A 16,774-nucleotide genomic window follows, 5' to 3' on the forward strand; every position below is an offset into this window, starting at 1 on the left:
CTTCGGGCGGATTTAATATACTCTTTCGAAGAAATTGTAAAATCCCGGCTTTTTCGTATATCTCGACTTTTTCGTATATAGACTATTTTTTCGCAGGCTTTTTTGCATTCTTTGCGCTTTTGGTATCGTGACAACTTCGCGTAGTTTAATCTATCTAATTTTGTTGATTAATTATTAGCGGCTTTCCGATAAGCCCTGATAAATCCGACAATGGATATAAAAAAGTTCAAAACTGCTCTGGGGAGTTAATTTTACTTAATAAATTATTATTAATGTCACCTGAATAATTGTAAGATTTTTGTCCAGAGAATAAAACAATCAGAATGTACTGTTAATTTTCGGAAAAACACTGCATCTTTTTTTCTTAATTCATCCGGATGATATTCAAAGCTCTTTTTACTCAGGTTTAGAAAAAATAAGATAGAAAAAATAAGCTTACCGTTTCTGGTAATTACAGTATTTTCTTACAGGCTTAGAAAAAAGCCCGTAATATCCATCATAATTTGTATTATTTAATTCAGAATTAAAGTATAACTAATTCAATCACGTTATTATAATCTATAATTTTCTTAGAATTTAGAAACATTTAGTAACACTCTTATATATGTAAATAATAACACCTACGTGTTGTTTGTATTTTTATTCATATTATCAGGCGATTGGTGGTAATCCACAAAAATAGGGTGTTCTGTTATGAAGAAAAAAAAATTATTCTTTTGTATTTTCCTGACAGCCCTGATCTTAATGACAGCGGGCTGTGCTGACCAGGAAAATGCTCAGGCCGAAGCACAGGCTGGAAAGGCGCTGGCTGATGAAACACTGGTTGAGAATACTGCTGAAGGATTGCATGTGGATGTTGTAAAGCTTAGCGGCGGAGATTGTGGCTATCCTCAGCCGTTTACAATATATCCTAGAGGTCCCGGGTCATCAAAGGTTGGAATGATCTTTGATAGCCTGTTAGAAAGAGATGAAACAGGCATAATACCCTGGCTGGCTGAAAGCTGGGATGTCAGTCCAGATGGAACAGAATATACAATTCATCTCAGAGAAGGTGTCGTATGGAGCGATGGAGAACCTTTCATGGCACATGATGTTAAATTTACTTTTGATTACGAACAGGAACATGTACCTGTGTCAGGTGGAATTGAGCCCGGTATTGTAGATAATGTTCAGGTTGTGGATGCAAACAATGTCAAATTCGTACTGAATCAGCCTGTTTCAACCTTCCTTTATAAGCTCACGGGTTTTAAGATCATACCTGAGCACATATACAAAGATGTCTCGGACCCTTCCAGTTTCCTTGATCCGGAGGCAGTCATCGGCACTGGTCCATTCCTTCTTGACGAGTACAATAAAGAGCACGGAACATACCGTTTTGTAACAAATGAGGACTTCTGGGGACCGGAGACTGCTGTTAAAACTGTCGAGTTTGTTCCTGTCAGTGATTCTTTGATAGCTTTTGAACAGGGAGAAATAGATTTCACAAGCATATCACCCGACACTCTTGACCGGTTCACATCAGACCCTGATATAAAAATAGAACAGCAGCCGGCTTTCTGGGGTTACCAGTTTTATTTCAATATGAAAAAGTGCCCTGAACTTTGTGACCGCAGGATAAGGCAGGCTTTTGCTTATGCCATTGACCGTGAAGAACTGGTGGAAAAGATCGCAAGGGGTGCAGGAAAAGCAGGTGAAATGGGTGTACTCTCAGAAGACCACATATGGTATAACCCTGACCAGCCGGAATATAGCTACGATTCGGAAAAGGCAGGAGAACTGCTTGACGAAGCAGGGTGGACTGATACAGATGGGGATGGAATACGTGACAAAAACGGGGAAAAACTGTCATATGTACTGTCTCTTGGCAGTGGCAGTCAGGGCAATGCCGAGATCCGTATCGGGGAACTTATAAAACAAAGACTGAGTGAGGTTGGAATTGACGTTCAGGTGAAAGCTCTCGAGAGCAAGTCCCGTGATGCCAATCTGAAGAGTGGGGATTTTGAGCTTCTGATTAGCGGCTTTGGAGGATGGGGACAGGATGCAGATTATCTCCGTACAAGATACTGTGATACAGGTACACAGACCGGAAGCGTATCATCCGGTGCAGCAGTGTATGGTTACCACAATGATACCCTGAATTCACTTGGTGACCGGGAATTGCAGGAACTGGCCGATGAGAAACGTAAAGAAATAGTATACGAAATGCAAACCGTAATTGCGAATGATATCCCTGCAATTCCGCTGTACTATACCACATTATATGATGCTTGGAGAATTTCAAAATACGACGGCTGGATGAATATGTATGACCACCATGCAAGGACACACAGCATTCTTTCATATCTTGTGAGGGATGGAATTGCAGAAAAAAGATGATATTAATAATCTGATCGAATGCTGGAAAAAAGCTACAGGTGATACTCTGAACATCCAGGATGAAGGCAGGATGGCAGAGTTCTGGAATAAACGGTCTAAGAATTATTCCAAAAATATGGAGAAAGATCAGAGAAAGAAGAGAACAGATGAGATCCTTGAATTCCTTGAAGAAGCCGGCTTTAATCCGGAGGGTTCCAGAGTTCTGGATATCGGGTGCGGGCCCGGCGCCCTCTCTCTCCCTCTTTCAAAGCTTGGAGCAGAGGTGACCGCACTTGACATATCGTCCGGAATGCTCAAAAAGCTGAAGGATACCGTCAAAGAAGAATCACTCCCGGTAGATGTCATTGAATGTTCCTGGTGGACTGCAGATATAGATGAACTTGGGTTCCGAAAAGGATACGACCTTGTGATTGCATCCATGACTCCCGCAATAAAGGATATTGAGAATTTTGATAAGATGATAGCATGCTCGAAAAATCTCTGTTACTACAGTAACTTTTTGAGAAGAGGAGAGGACAGGGCGTATCGTGAGATCCGGAATTCAATACTCGGTCAAAACTCTGCGAACAATATGAACGGTATGGTTTACCCATTCATGTACCTTTACCTTTCAGGCTATATGCCATCTCTCAGGATCAACCACTCCGAATGGAAGGAAGAAACGGACTGGAGAGAAGCTGCAGACCAGGCAATAGAGTTCATCGGAAGGGGCAGGGATTTTGATGAAGAAACAAAGGAAAAAATAAGGGATTATTACAAAAACGCCTCCCCGGATGGAATTTACCGTTCCGAGCCTGATGTATATACCGGTATGATAGTCTGGGAAGTTAACGGCAGATGAATGGATAATAAAGGGAAGATGATTGAATGGAAAATGACAGGAATTCATTTGTTTTAAGGTTGCTATCGACCCTTTTTGTAATTCTTGCCATAAACTTTTTCCTTCCAAGAATGATGCCCGGAGATCCATTCTCAGCCACTTCCTCAGATGAGGTTGGGGAAGAAATTATTGTAATGACAGAGGAGCAGCGCCTGTATTACCTGAACTATTACGGACTTGATAGGCCTTTGAGTGAACAGTTTTCAGTATACATGAAAAACCTGATGACTGGAAATCTAGGCAGGAGCATTTATTATAAAATGCCGGTCAGTGACGTAATAATGCTCCACTTTCCCTGGACTGTGCTGATTGTTGTGGGAGCTACCATAATCAGTACAGTCTCCGGTGTGCTTCTCGGGACACTTTCGGCAAAGAACAGGAAAAAAGGGAGCGACAGAATTATGATGACAGGCATGATCGCCTTTGCGGAAATTCCCTCATTTCTGCTTGGCCTGATCCTTCTTCTGATTTTCAGTGTGCATCTCAGAATTTTCCCTCTTGCAGGTGCCATTACCCCTTTTGCAGACTTTAACAGCCCGGTAGAGCAGGCATGGGATATACTGTATCATGCCTTTCTGCCTGTTATGACCCTGTCACTTACGCAGCTGACAGGCGTGTACCTGCTCACAAGAAATACGCTGATTACGGTGACAACAAAGGATTATATCCGGACTGCCCGTGCCAAAGGCCTGGGAGAAAAAACAGTGTGGATACGGCATGCACTCAGAAACGCACTTCTTCCTGTAGTGACAAGGACAGGTTTTATGATAGGCATAATGATGGGCGGTGTTGTGCTTGTTGAGAGCGTCTTTTCCTATCCCGGCATAGGAATGACACTCAGAAGTGCTGTAATAGGACGGGATTACCCCCTTATCCAGGGCATTCTCCTGGTAATTGCGATATCCATACTCGTTTGCAACCTGTTAGTCGACAAAATATACTGGAAACTTGATCCGAGGGTCGTGGTATGATAAAGGATGTTGCTGTCTCTGAGAACGACAGAATATTCTCTTTTATTCAGGCATTAAATATTAGCATAATCAATAGAACTAACAGAATTGCCAGCAGCATAGCTAAACCGTTCTCCAGGTTCAGTACTGAAGGAAAAATCGGTGTCCTTGGTATTATCTCTATAATTCTAATGGCAGTTTTCGCTCCAGTGATAACAATTTATCCTCCTCAGAAAATCACAGGCAATTCGCTCGAACCTCCGGGTCCTGAACATATACTTGGAACCGATGAACTTGGTATCGATATCTGGTCCCAGATATGTTACGGTGCAAGAATGAGCCTAACAATAGGGCTCGCAGTAGCGTTTGCGGCAGGTTTTGGAGGAGGAGCTATCGGAATACTGGCAGGATACATTGGAGGGCACATTGACCAGGGACTGATGAGAGTAATTGATGTGACAATGGCTCTTCCGAGTTTTCCTCTCCTGATTGTGATATCTGCTTTTCTTGGGCCGAGTATTCTTAACGTAATTCTTGTTCTTGTCCTTTTCAGCTGGGCAAAACCCGCACGCATTGCACGTTCCCAGACTCTGTCATTAAAGAAGAACAGCTACATTATTGCAGCCCGGAATTACGGGGCAAAACCATTTTACCTGCTCAGGAGGCATATATTTCTAGAAGTTATGCCTGTCCTTTTTGTACTTGTCATTGGTATAGCCTCACACGCAATAATAGCCGAAACAGGGCTTGCTTTTCTGGGCCTCGGAGATCCCACTTCCAAAAGCTGGGGAATGATGCTTAACCATGCAACAGGTTTCAGGTCGATATATTTTACGCCTTACTGGCAGTGGTGGCTGTTGCCTCCTTTGTTTATGCTTATTTTTCTCCTGCTCTGTCTTGCGTTTATAAGCAGGGATATGGAAAGGATTCTTGATCCCAGATTAAAAATAAAGAAAGGTTTCTGATTATGAGTCTGCTTAAAGTAAATGACCTTAAATGCCACTACATAACTGACTTTAACACAGTGAGGGCTGTAGAAGGTATTTCTTTTGAAATTGAAGAGGGAGAAATTCTTGGCGTCGTAGGAGAGTCCGGAAGCGGCAAGACCACTGTTGCACTCGGGATCATGGGGCTTTTGCCGGAAAATACATCAATTTCCGGAGAAATTTTTTACAGGGGAGATGTAATATCTTTTTTGCCTGATTCAGAAATAGACAGGTTCAGGTGGAAGGATATTGCAATAGTATTCCAGAACAGCCTGGAAGTGCTGAATCCTGTTATGAAAGCAGGCTTTCAGGTAATGGAACCGATGATAAAACATCTCGACATCAGCCCTGACAGGGCCCGGAATAAATGTGCTGACCTGTTCAGGACTGTAGGCCTTGATCCCGAATGGATGGACTTATACCCGCATCAGCTCTCAGGGGGCATGAGGCAGAGAGTTCTTCTGGCAATGGCCCTTTCATGCGATCCGAAGCTATTAATTCTTGATGAAGTTACTTCTGCGCTTGACGCGTTTACCCGAAAGGAGATCAGGGACCTTCTGGTAGACCTTCAGAAGAAGAAGGGGTATACAATGTTAATGATCTCTCATGACATCACTTTTGTATCTTCCCTGGCATCCAGGATTGCTGTCATGTATTCGGGAAAAATTGTAGAGGCCGGCCCTGTAAAGGATATCCTCGTATCCCCCCGTCACCCCTATACAAGGGGTCTTGTCCATTCAACACCTGATGTTTTCGTTTATAAAGATTTATGGGGGATTCCTGGGGATGTTCCGGCAGGGGATGAGTTTAAAGGCTGTCCTTTCAGCCCGAGGTGTACACAAAAAATCGAGATATGCAGCAGAGTTTCCCCTGTTCTTGTTCCAGCAGGAGGCGGGCGTGAAATTGCATGCCACAGAGGCGGTATAGCAAACATTCTGGAGGCAAAAAACCTGAACTTCAGCTATCGGCTGCCAGATGGAGAATACATTCAGGCAGTAGACGATGTTAGTCTGGAAGTTGGGGAAGGAGAGGTTCTTGCAGTTGTCGGCCAGACAGGCTCTGGAAAGTCAACCCTTGCACATCTCCTTGCAAACGTAATAAGACCTGAAAGGGGAGAGGTGTCTTTTATGGGCGGGGATGTCAGCAGAGGAAACTATGGGAAAAGAATCAACGGCATTCAAATAGTATTCCAGGACCCTTTCAGTTCAACCAGCAACAGGTTTACCGTTCTTGATGCAGTCAAAGAGCCTCTTTATATCAATAAGATCGGGACCAATGGAGATAGACTTCAGATGGTTAAAAATGCCCTTGAACTTGTCCGCCTTCCCATCACAGATAATTTCCTGAGGAAATATTGCAGTGAACTGAGCGGCGGACAGAGGCAGAGGGTTGCACTTGCAAGAGCAATGGTTATGGAGCCAAAACTCCTTATTGCCGATGAGATGACTTCGGCTCTGGATGTTTCAACCTCTGCAAATATATTGCGTCTTTTAAAGGGCCTTCAGAACAGGAGAGGGTTTGCAATGGTATATATTTCACACGACCTTTCAATGACCCTGAAAATCGCTGACAGGATAGCAGTCATGAATTCCGGAAAAATTGTAGAGATGGGAAATTCCCATGATGTTATGCTTTCGCCTTCTGATGAATATACAAAAAGGCTTGTGGGTTCAAGAATAGGGCTGTGCTGCCACAACCATCAGGCATTATAAATCCTGTTAAAGGTCTTCTAAATTTACACTGTTTGTTTTTTGCAAATGAAATGTAATTTTAAAGAACTTAGAATGCAGGCTTTTACGAATTTTCAATAATCCTGGTTTGAAGGTTTTGTTTAAGATGAGTGCAATAATTGTTAAAGATCTGACTAAAAGATTCGGAGAATTTACTGCTGTGGACAGTGTCTCATTTTCGGTTGAGACAGGAGAGCTTTTCGGGCTTTTAGGTCCCAATGGCGCGGGAAAGACAACTATAATCAATATGCTGACTACTCTTCTTCTTCCTACGGCAGGAAATGCTGAAATCGCAGGATATGGTCTTAGAAGGGATCCTGCCCGGATCAGGAATAATATCGGAATAATTTTTCAGGACCCTTCGCTTGATATAGGGCTTACGGGGCGGGAAAACCTTGAATTTCACGCCATGATGTACGGCATAGGTTCGGATGAGAGGAAAAAAAGAATCCAGGAAATGCTTGATATTGTAGGTCTGGCTGACAAAGCTGATATTCTCGTTGAGAATTATTCGGGAGGGATGAAAAGGCGGCTTGAAATTGCAAGGGGGCTTATTCATTACCCGAAGGTTCTGTTCCTGGATGAGCCTACTCTCGGGCTTGATGCACAGACCAGGAGATCAATATGGGACCATATAAGGAAGCTGAACCGGAATTACGGGACATCTGTCATACTGACCACCCATTATATGGAAGAGGCTGATTACCTCTGTGACCGCATTGCGATAATTGATCATGGAAAGATAATTGCACTTGATACTCCATCAGGGCTGAAAAAACGTCTTAAAGGTGATTGTGTTAGCCTGGATATTGAAGGAAAGGTTGAACTCATAGCTTCTGCACTGGGGGAAAAAGAATGGGTTAAGGAAGTTGCCCGGAACGAAAAAATGCTTGATGTAATCATATCGGATTATGAAAAAAATATTCCTGACATTTTTCAGACTGCGTGCAATCTGGGCATTGGGATCAGATCGATAAATTTCAGTAAACCAAGCCTTGAAGACGTTTTTCTCCGCCTGACAGGTTCAACAATAAGGGAACAGGAAGGGAGCAGGAAGATAGTCAGGCGCGAGCGGATGAGAAAGAGGATGCTCCGGTGATTCAGGGAAGAGTTATCTACGTTCTCTGGCGGCGCGAGATGATAAAATACTTCAGGGCAAGGTCCAGGGTTGCGGGTGCTATTGGCATGCCTGCTTTTATGCTGGTCTTTCAAGGGATGGGCTTTAGAAAAGTGGAGTTTCCGGGCCTGCCTGACTCTATAGGATATTTTCAGTACCTGGTGCCGGGCATTATAGGGATGACCCTTCTTTTTACGGCTGCTTATGCAGGCATGAGCGTCATTATGGATAAGCAGTTCGGGTTTTTAAAAGAGGTTATGGTGACTCCTGCCAGCAGAATCTCTATTGTCCTCGGGATGATATCAGGAAGCGCAACCACTTCACTCATTCAGGCACTAATTATTATGATGATGTCGGTATGCCTTGGTTTCAGGCTGCCTTTTATTCCTGCTGTTCTGTCGTCTCTGGCAATAATGGTTCTAATATCTATGGTCTTTATAAATATAGGATTAATTTTGTCTTCAATACTGAAGGATTTTCATGGGTTCAGCACGGTTATTAATTTTATTGCGTTTCCTCTGTTTCTTTTATCCGGAGCTTTATTTCCGGTCTCAAATTTGCCAGCCCCGATAAGAATTCTGTCTTATTTTGATCCGCTTACATATGGTGTGGATGCTTTGAGGGGAGTGTTGATTGGCCATTGTGAATTCCCTATCGTCCTGGACATATGTATTCTATTAACACTATCGGTCCTGATGGTTTGCACCAGTGGTTATTTTTTCCAGAAGGCAGAGATGGTATAGATACGTTTCAGATACATTTTCATTTGACACGAAATAATCAGAATCCGGTGCCGCAGAAAAGGAGTCAGGAATCTTTGCAGCAGATTAACTGAAAAATAGCAGTTACTCAGAAGCAGGGTCAGGGAAGCCTTGAGGATCTCAGGGCTAACATAACCATGCCTCCAGAAAGGGTTCAAATTTTGCTCGGGAGGGTAATTTGAACTCCATAATTATTTCTGACATACTCAATATAAAATATAAGGTTTTTAGCCATATCATCAAACAATCAGGATTAAGTTGAGTTTATAATTGTTTTTCCAAAAATACACTTAAAACGATAGAGTTAATCAAAAAGAAACAATCAAAAAGAAACTTAGAAATTTCATTCTATTTGAGCCCGTTATTCAAAGAATTTCACGTACATTGTTTCAATTGTATCCCGGTAATCAGGGTTTATGTTATACACAGTACTTCTCCCGACCTTATTTTCTTCAATAAGATCAAGTTCTTTTAATTGCTTAATATACCACGTAACCGTACCTTTAGAAATTCCTGTTGTTGTGGAAAGATCCCTGTTAGTATTGCATTCTTCGTCCAGTATCTTAGAAATTATTTTGCGGATCATCTCATTTTGAAGGGCTGAAATGACCAGTTTTTCTTTCTCTTCAAATGAAAAATTATTCTGAAAGTACCGGACTTTTCCGTGGTCGCTGCGAGTATCAACCAGATTTTCTGCTTCGAGAATTTTAAGGTGGTGGCGCAAAGTTCCACGGTTCAGGCCCGTATTATTCGCAAGCTCACTAATGCAGGTGCCAGGGCTGGCTTTGATAAATGCGTATATATGCTTCCTCTTCAGAATTCCGATAGCATTTGAGTGGTCTACAATCCGGAACCCGAGTATTACGAAAATAAGCTTTGCAGAGCACAGAAGTATATCCAGTACCGACAGAATATTCATTGCAGCAAGCCAGAGGAGGAACTGCCAGTAAGGTATTACAGTATCCTCTACTATCTTTACATCCTCTCCAGCAAAGGATACTCCAAATTCGTCACTTGGAGCTGGGCTTACAATATATTCCGTAGCTCCAGCTAGCGGTATTAAAAATAAAGATAAAAAGCACAGGAGATAGATTCTCCTGTAATTAATGCAATGCAGCGGTAAATGTATAACTCTGCGATCCACTAACCGATTCTCCGTAGACCTTAAACTTCCAGGTTCCTTGCTGAACGTACCCCTGGCTTGGATCTATATTAAGGTGTATCCTGCCATTTACACTCCCATCAAAATTGTCACGGTAGGTTCCAACTTTGCTTCCTGAAGGAGTATAAACACTAAGAGTAAGAGAATCGCTTGTATCTCCCCAGTATAAGTCTACCTCAATAGAATTCACTCCAGTACCTGCGTTTACATTGTGAGTTATAGTCTGCCCCTGGGTTATGGACTGAGTTGACTTTGTAGAAAAACCAGGATCACCTGTTGCAGGAGTAACGATGTAATCTACTTTATCCTTTTTGTCAGAAACCGGATTGTCTTTATTAGCGGAGTTTACCGTATGTTCCTCGTCAGCTAAAGCTACAGGAAGAACCAGCACACTTGCAATCATACATAGTATTAATACTTTCCAGATATTCATACTGTCACCCATGAGGGGTAAGAAACCAGAGAATAAAAAGTTTCTCTCCAAGGTATCAAACAATCAGCCTTATTGTTCTTATAAAACTTTTTAAGCGGACAAACTGGCTTGTCTGAAAAATGAGACGAGCTGCCTTTATCAAGATGACTTTTGTAAAAAAAGGAGATACTATAGAAGTTATATTCTATTATAATAAGCAGGATAAAATCGCAAATTTTATAAATTAGCTTTCAAAGGCTTTCATAGGAGCTGTTTCCATCTTATCATCAGATCATATTAACGTTTTTCTATAATCTTGATAGCGGGAAGGGCTTTTGCAGGAAGCCTGCTTTCCATGCTAGCTGCGATTTCTGGCTATTTTCAAAAATCCAGATAAATACTGAGTATTACTTTGATTAATACAATTATGCGCCCTTCCAGAACAGGCTTTATTCCTTTACAGGATATGATATATTTCTTTTGTTCTATGGTTACAGAGTTAAAGGCTTCCTGCAGTAAACAGGAATACATACATCATATAAACAACATAGAGCCCCACAGGAACGCCTACAGTAATTCTGGCATTTTTAACCGACAAATCTCTTGCATGCAGAAGTGCAAATACCCATATGTATGCAGATAGTAAGAGACATAGAATTCCGACTGCCTGAGACACATAAAGCAAGGGATTGTTTAAAAGCGCCTGCGTCATACCTTTAGCAAGAAGTTCCGGATCCTGCAATGAAAAATCAACCGACGCAGTCAGCCAGTACGTTATAACAACGCCAATTAAACCGCTGAATATTTGCGGCACAAATCCGTAACCTACAAACTCTAATGTCCTCTTGAAAGTGCCTCTTGACTCAAATACGTAAGATATTGAATAAAAAATTAAAGTCAGTATCAACCAGTAAAAAAATGTTCCAAATAACCCGCCGACGATACCGAATACAATTGCTGCAGTTGATATATATGAACCCATATCAGAAGGAAACATTCCGCTGAGCTTGTTCATAACCAGAAAACTTGAACCCATCGCGATTATAGCGACTGCAAGTATAATCAGTACGGGGTACTTGAAATCAATATTGTTCTTTGACTTTTCTCTAAAAAACGAATCAGGATCAAATAACAGACTATTCAGGTTTAGATTATCCATATTTTTCACACCTTTACAACCTTATGCAATATATGCATAAGACTTATAAAAGTTCCGTATGATGAATCATATATTTGGATTTATATTTATAGCCCTGCGCTTTATCCTGCACCTTAAATCATAATTCATAAACATAATAATACAGTAACTGGCTGGCTTCTATTTTCAAACACTTTTTACGCGGACAAGTTTGACTGAACAAATACAGCTCCTCATCGGACTAAACCTGAAAGGAAACTAAATTTTGTTAAGTTAATAATCCGCCGCCTGAAAGATCGATAAAGATAGTCAAAAAACGGCACAAAAGGATATAATCCGTAAGTGAAGGCGTTAGAGAAAAAAGCATTAAAAGGGAAAAAGGTTAGAATACTTTCTTACAGAATATTTTAGCAAAAAAAGGAGAATTGCGTGAGAGGAGAAGAGGGTTTTAAGACATTTTCTCCTCTCTTACAGAAAATACAAATTATTTCAAATGCATACGATGTTTGTTCAAACAACAGCACACATGGATGTTTCTCTTCCTCCATCGGCAGGAACATTTATTCGCTCATTGGATATATTTTTATTAAGCAGGTCTTCAAAATTCATTGTAACTACTTCTGCTCCCTCAGGCACATTAAATACGAATTCAGAATCCGGTATTCCGGTATTTATCTTTAAATCTTGGATCTCGATTTCTATTCTCTGCGTGCCCTGGTAAATTTCATACTTCAGGGGCATCCAGCTTTCCCCATCAACCCAGATTTTGATCTCGTCGATTAAAATACTTTCCTCTATTCCTTCTTTCGGTTTTGCTTCAAGCAGATATGCAGTTCTCCCGTGAATTTTATCGTTTTCAAGCACAGAAATATCATATTCATTTAAAGTATCATTAAAGAGCTGGAAATAATCAATTTCTATTTGATACTCTTCAGGAACTATTATTTTCTGGACAACATTTGTTTCGGGATCGTACAACCACTCAATTTTTCCATCGTAAATCATTACACTTTCATTCTCTGTCCCTTTTGTAATTGTTTTCTTCATATTCGGCTTTTTGTACATGATACCAAATTCACTTTCCTGTATTTTCTCCCCTTCAAAATACGCCGTCATACAAAGAGTATATGAAGAATCCTCGACGCTGTTTTCTTTTTCTTGCATCTTTACTGCAATTTCTTCTGCAATAAGCTCAATATCTTCCGCATCAGGTTCATTCACGCACCCAGATGTAAAAATAACATAAACCATCAAAATAAGCATAGAAACAATTTTCTTCTTTATCATATTCCTCATTCCAGATATTAATTAACCGATCTTAACAAAATAATATGTTTTGTTAAGTTTACAGGTATTGAACAGAGCAAGGAAATTTAAGAGAATTTCATTTGTATTCAGTTAAGGATTAAAACATCAAAAAGTGTTATTTTTTAGGTTATATATCTATGAATTTTGAAGGAAAATAGTTATACCTGGTATTCCAAGTTGTGCATAAAATTTGTTAACCGATGCCAAATGAAGAGAATTTGATTTTTTACTCATAAACTTCCGCAATCTTCATGATTACAAGGGCTTTTACAGAGAAGATGTTTTCCGGCTTTTGCATCGGATCTGTACCCGTAAATTTTCGTAATTTTCATGATGGCAAGGGATTCTGGAGGGAATTCAATTATCTGATTTCTGTTTAGACTGCGACCATTTTATTCCTAAAACCAAAAATATCAGTAATATTCCAAGAATTATACTTCCTTTCAAAATAGGAAGAATAGGATAGCCAAGAACAAGGTAACGTACAAAAATGAAAGCACATGCGATTACATAGAAAACCAGTAATCTCATAGGATCTTTTTGATCTGCTTCCCTTTCACCATATATAATCTTTGATAGCGCGATCCCCATAACTAATAAAAACAAAGTCCAGAATATCTGATCTATATGATAAGTTAATGACGCGTAAAGGTAAACGATGTACAGAAGCATTGTAACGATTAGAAGGAGTATATTTTTTTGAATAGAGTAAAAGATGCTGATTTTCTCATTTTTATGAGGCTCTGTGGTTTTTTCTTTATAAGATTCTGATTCAAAAATATTATTTATTATTGAAAAAATTGATGGGTTTAATAATTGTTCCTTTCTTCTATACCAGACTAGGAGTGAGAAAATTATCATTGTGAAAACAAAGGCTAGAATAATAGTTGTTAGGCCATCTATTAAGATGTATCCTTTATGATCTAAAGTAATGATTAGAAAAAGGAAAAGAAAATAAACTGCAATAGACCGCCATAATTCTCCTTTTACTATGTGATTTATCTTCATTGTCTGACCACCACGGCATTTTCGGGAATTTTAGTTCAAACTCATTTTCTTCTAAATCTGTATTTATTGAATAGTTACTATATCCTAGTGTCATCAGAAGTTTGTCACCGTTATAACTTTGAATCTTTAGCGGCATCCAGATTTTGAGATCAATCCATAAAAGACGATGCCAGCCTTCAAGTTCGCTTAGTTTACTCGAAATTACTTTGAGTTTATAAGTTTTGACTTCTCCCAAATATTCAATACCTTTGTAGTTTATAGTACGATTGTCTGATACAGAATCAATAAATACACTATATTTTGAAGTAAATTGCAAATAATATTATAAAGTTTTGTTAATTAACTATGTTTTATTTTTAATCGGATCATATTCCCATGTTAGTATTCCATCTGAACCAATTATTAAACATGTGGAAAAATTTCCCAATCAATTCTTCGGCTGAAACCGCAGGCAAAGCAATCAATCCTATTATAAAAATAATACAAATATCATCCAAGACTTCAAATAAACACTAATAAAACTAATAAAACTAATAAAACTAATAAAACGAATAAAACTGATAAAACTAATAAAACTGATAAAAGAGTTTAAAAGTTTGTGTATATATAACTTCTGTGTAAATTATCAAATAATAATCATATCTGCCTTTGTAAGAAATGTTACTAAATTAAAAAAATAATCTAAAAAACATTATAAGATCTTTTATCTGTAATATTTTGTCAAAAAAGAGATATCATGAGGATAAAAATAATATCCTCAGAATTAAAATAAAACAGTAAATTTTTTATATGACCTCTGAGAAAGTTTCAAAGAAGCTGCTTTCCAGCTGCGTCGCCGGATTTGCACTCGTAAACTTCCGTGATCTTCATGACGGCAAGGGCTTTTGCAGGGAACCTGTCTCCCATTTTCTTGACAGTCTTATACATATTCTCATAATCTTCCCCATCGGTCTTAATCACAAAATCCCCTTTTATCTGGTAGCAGCCTTTGATCTCGGGACCCCATACATAAATTGCACCCCGCGGGTTTTCTTCAAGGTTATGACGGGTCTTGTAAAAATAGTTGTCTGCAATCCAGATCGTTTCCCGGTCTTCCTGAAGCTTACAGAAGCCGATTGGTATTACGTTTGGCTCTCCGTTTTTGGAGGCGGTTGCGAAAGGAAAAATTCTCATTTTTGCAAAATCTTCTACCATTTCATTGCTTAATTTTACCATTTACTTCACCCCTTTGTTAGATTTTTTTGTTTGAATAAATTTTTTACACATCACCCTACACTTATTTATTAAGTTATTGGGTTGATGATGTTTTGGATTATAAATTACTAAAGAGCGACAAATATATAAAAAATTGGTTTGGGGATTTGAGCATAGAAAAAACGGTTTTAAAATTCATTAAAGTGAGAGCCTTTACCGCCCCAAATCTGCATATCGGAGCAAGCCAAAATAATACATAAAGAGGAAAAGTAAAGAGCAGTATTAGACCTGAAATAGTAAGATAACAGTTATTCTTTCTTTATCACCATCATTAACTCCATTAAACAGGCTTTCTTTAATAGTTCAGACCAGGAGAGATTTAGCTCAAGTTTAAGGGAGTTTATTATGTCAACATCAGGCCCTTTTAAACTACTGAAAACCATTTGAATTTTATCCAGCAGCTCTTTCCACGTAAGCTTTAAATCCGATCTTAAAGCATCTATTTTTTCGATTTCGACATCTGAAAGCCCTACTGTCATATCCATCGCGTATAATTCAGCACCATCTTTAACCGGGTCTTCAGTCACCCCTTATTCCTCCAAACCTTCTGAATCTTCCAGTTTTTCTTTAATAATAAATGTATTTAGTTGTTTTAAAAACATCCACTAATTAGGGTATTTAGTAAGATAGTTACTAATTAATAATTATCAATATCTTTTTATACATTTAGTTCTATGTAAATCCCCGGCAGGTCGATTGTTCCATTCAGACACAAAAATTCCTCCTTAATCATTTGTTGTTATAAGGACCCCTACTAAAACTCCCATTTATCGACCTGTCATTTGCTACTCTTTTAAAAAAGCTCATATAAAACTCTTCGAATAACGACACAAAAAATGAAAGTACTTCCAGATACTTTCATGCCAAAGAAATAAATGAAAAATAAGTTAGGGACAGCTGCTGGAAAAACCCATGAACTGACCCCTTCAACTCTTAACAGTTCAAAACTTTATCCAGGAAATACTGGTGAATTCTAAGGTCATCGGTTAATTCCGGATGGAAAGCAAGAGCCAGCATATTTCCCTGCTCTGCAGCAATAATCATGCCTTCAAGCTCTGAGAGCACCTTCACATCTGGCCCGCAGCTCAAGATTCCCGGAGCCCGGATAAACACGCCTGTAAAAGGAGAATCAAGGATAGACACTTCAAGCTCTGCCTCAAAAGAATCCCTCTGTCTACCAAAAGCATTCCTGTTGACCCTGGTATCCATAATCCCAAGCAATTCCTGTCCGGTCTTTTCTACCTGCTGGTCCCCTTCCTTTGCAATAACAATCATCCCTGCACAGGTCCCGAGAATCGGAACTCCTCTTGCAGCCGCCTCCTTAATCTCTTCCGCAATTCCCTCGCGGGCAAGCAGCCTGCAAAGCGTTGTACTCTCCCCGCCAGGAATCACAATCCCGCTGCATTCCGGAATAATTCCTTTATGCTTAATCTCAACTACCTCAGCCTCAACCCTTCTCTCTGCAAGGGCTCTCCTTAAAGCATCAACATGCTCAGAAACCGCTCCCTGAATAGCGATTACACCTATTTTCATTAAAAACACCATTTTCCAAAATCGATCCTGCTTAATGAATCAAAAAATATAAAAAATAAACTGGTTTAATTCTTACAAACCTGCAAGAATAAATCTGTTTTTAAAAAATTGAATTCTAGCCTCTTGAAAGAAGCTGGTTTCCATCACCGTTAATTAGTC

General features: G+C 39.6%; 15 protein-coding genes. 7 read left to right on the plus strand and 8 right to left on the minus strand.

Annotated features, from left to right (window positions below):
- Nucleotides 1–693 precede the first annotated feature (693 nt).
- The 7 genes from RSJ42_RS10170 to RSJ42_RS10200 all read left to right on the plus strand — a co-directional run bounded on the left by RSJ42_RS10170 (nt 694) and on the right by RSJ42_RS10200 (nt 8,782).
- Nucleotides 694–2,376: an ABC transporter substrate-binding protein gene (locus tag RSJ42_RS10170; protein ID WP_410507181.1), complete on the plus strand. Its 1,683-nt coding sequence runs from the start codon at nt 694–696 to the stop codon at nt 2,374–2,376.
- Complete coding sequence (locus RSJ42_RS10175) at nt 2,354–3,217, plus strand: class I SAM-dependent methyltransferase (protein WP_410507182.1); 864 nt, start codon at nt 2,354–2,356, stop codon at nt 3,215–3,217. The genes RSJ42_RS10170 and RSJ42_RS10175 overlap by 23 nt, the downstream gene beginning before the upstream one ends.
- A gap of 26 nt (nt 3,218–3,243) precedes the next feature.
- Nucleotides 3,244–4,227: an ABC transporter permease gene (locus RSJ42_RS10180; protein ID WP_410507183.1), complete on the plus strand. Its 984-nt coding sequence runs from the start codon at nt 3,244–3,246 to the stop codon at nt 4,225–4,227.
- Nucleotides 4,224–5,171, plus strand: a complete 948-nt coding sequence (locus RSJ42_RS10185) for an ABC transporter permease (protein ID WP_410507184.1) — start codon at nt 4,224–4,226, stop codon at nt 5,169–5,171. The genes RSJ42_RS10180 and RSJ42_RS10185 overlap by 4 nt, the downstream gene beginning before the upstream one ends.
- A 2-nt stretch (nt 5,172–5,173) precedes the next feature.
- The gene (locus tag RSJ42_RS10190) at nt 5,174–6,904 is read left to right on the plus strand and encodes a dipeptide ABC transporter ATP-binding protein (RefSeq protein WP_410507185.1); all 1,731 of its coding nucleotides are present in this window, start codon (nt 5,174–5,176) and stop codon (nt 6,902–6,904) included.
- 124 nt (nt 6,905–7,028) lie between these two features.
- The gene (locus RSJ42_RS10195; protein WP_410507186.1) at nt 7,029–8,021 is read left to right on the plus strand and encodes an ATP-binding cassette domain-containing protein; all 993 of its coding nucleotides are present in this window, start codon (nt 7,029–7,031) and stop codon (nt 8,019–8,021) included.
- A complete protein-coding gene (locus RSJ42_RS10200) occupies nt 8,018–8,782 on the plus strand; it encodes an ABC transporter permease (RefSeq protein ID WP_410507187.1) in 765 nt (254 codons plus the stop codon). Before RSJ42_RS10195 ends, RSJ42_RS10200 begins: the two co-directional genes overlap by 4 nt.
- A gap of 379 nt (nt 8,783–9,161) precedes the next feature.
- Here RSJ42_RS10200 and RSJ42_RS10205 read toward each other — a convergent pair whose 3' ends face one another.
- The 8 genes from RSJ42_RS10205 to pdxT form a co-directional block, all read right to left on the minus strand.
- Entirely contained in the window at nt 9,162–9,944 is a 783-nt protein-coding gene (locus RSJ42_RS10205) for a winged helix-turn-helix transcriptional regulator (protein WP_410507188.1), read from the minus strand.
- A complete protein-coding gene (locus tag RSJ42_RS10210; RefSeq protein ID WP_410507189.1) occupies nt 9,904–10,407 on the minus strand; it encodes a hypothetical protein in 504 nt (167 codons plus the stop codon). The genes RSJ42_RS10205 and RSJ42_RS10210 overlap by 41 nt, the downstream gene beginning before the upstream one ends.
- 466 nt (nt 10,408–10,873) lie before the next feature.
- Nucleotides 10,874–11,533, minus strand: a complete 660-nt coding sequence (locus tag RSJ42_RS10215) for a YIP1 family protein (RefSeq protein ID WP_410507190.1) — start codon at nt 11,531–11,533, stop codon at nt 10,874–10,876.
- 489 nt (nt 11,534–12,022) lie between these two features.
- Nucleotides 12,023–12,799 (minus strand): LolA family protein, encoded by a 777-nt coding sequence (locus RSJ42_RS10220; RefSeq protein WP_410507191.1) that lies wholly within the window; start codon nt 12,797–12,799, stop codon nt 12,023–12,025.
- Nucleotides 12,800–13,177: 378 nt separating this feature from the next.
- Complete coding sequence (locus tag RSJ42_RS10225) at nt 13,178–13,828, minus strand: hypothetical protein (RefSeq protein ID WP_410507192.1); 651 nt, start codon at nt 13,826–13,828, stop codon at nt 13,178–13,180.
- Between the two features lie 807 nt (nt 13,829–14,635).
- Nucleotides 14,636–15,043, minus strand: coding sequence for a pyridoxamine 5'-phosphate oxidase family protein (locus RSJ42_RS10230; RefSeq protein WP_410507193.1), 408 nt, complete (start codon nt 15,041–15,043; stop codon nt 14,636–14,638).
- A 287-nt stretch (nt 15,044–15,330) separates the two neighbouring features.
- On the minus strand, nt 15,331–15,609 hold the full coding sequence (locus RSJ42_RS10235; protein ID WP_410507194.1) for a hypothetical protein: 279 nt from the start codon (nt 15,607–15,609) through the stop codon (nt 15,331–15,333).
- 406 nt (nt 15,610–16,015) lie between these two features.
- Nucleotides 16,016–16,615, minus strand: coding sequence for a pyridoxal 5'-phosphate synthase glutaminase subunit PdxT (gene pdxT, locus RSJ42_RS10240; RefSeq protein ID WP_410507195.1), 600 nt, complete (start codon nt 16,613–16,615; stop codon nt 16,016–16,018).
- Nucleotides 16,616–16,774: the final 159 nt, after the last annotated feature.

Origin of the sequence: Methanosarcina hadiensis (assembly GCF_046529725.1) — an archaeon.
Taxonomy (GTDB): Archaea; Halobacteriota; Methanosarcinia; order Methanosarcinales; family Methanosarcinaceae; genus Methanosarcina; species Methanosarcina hadiensis.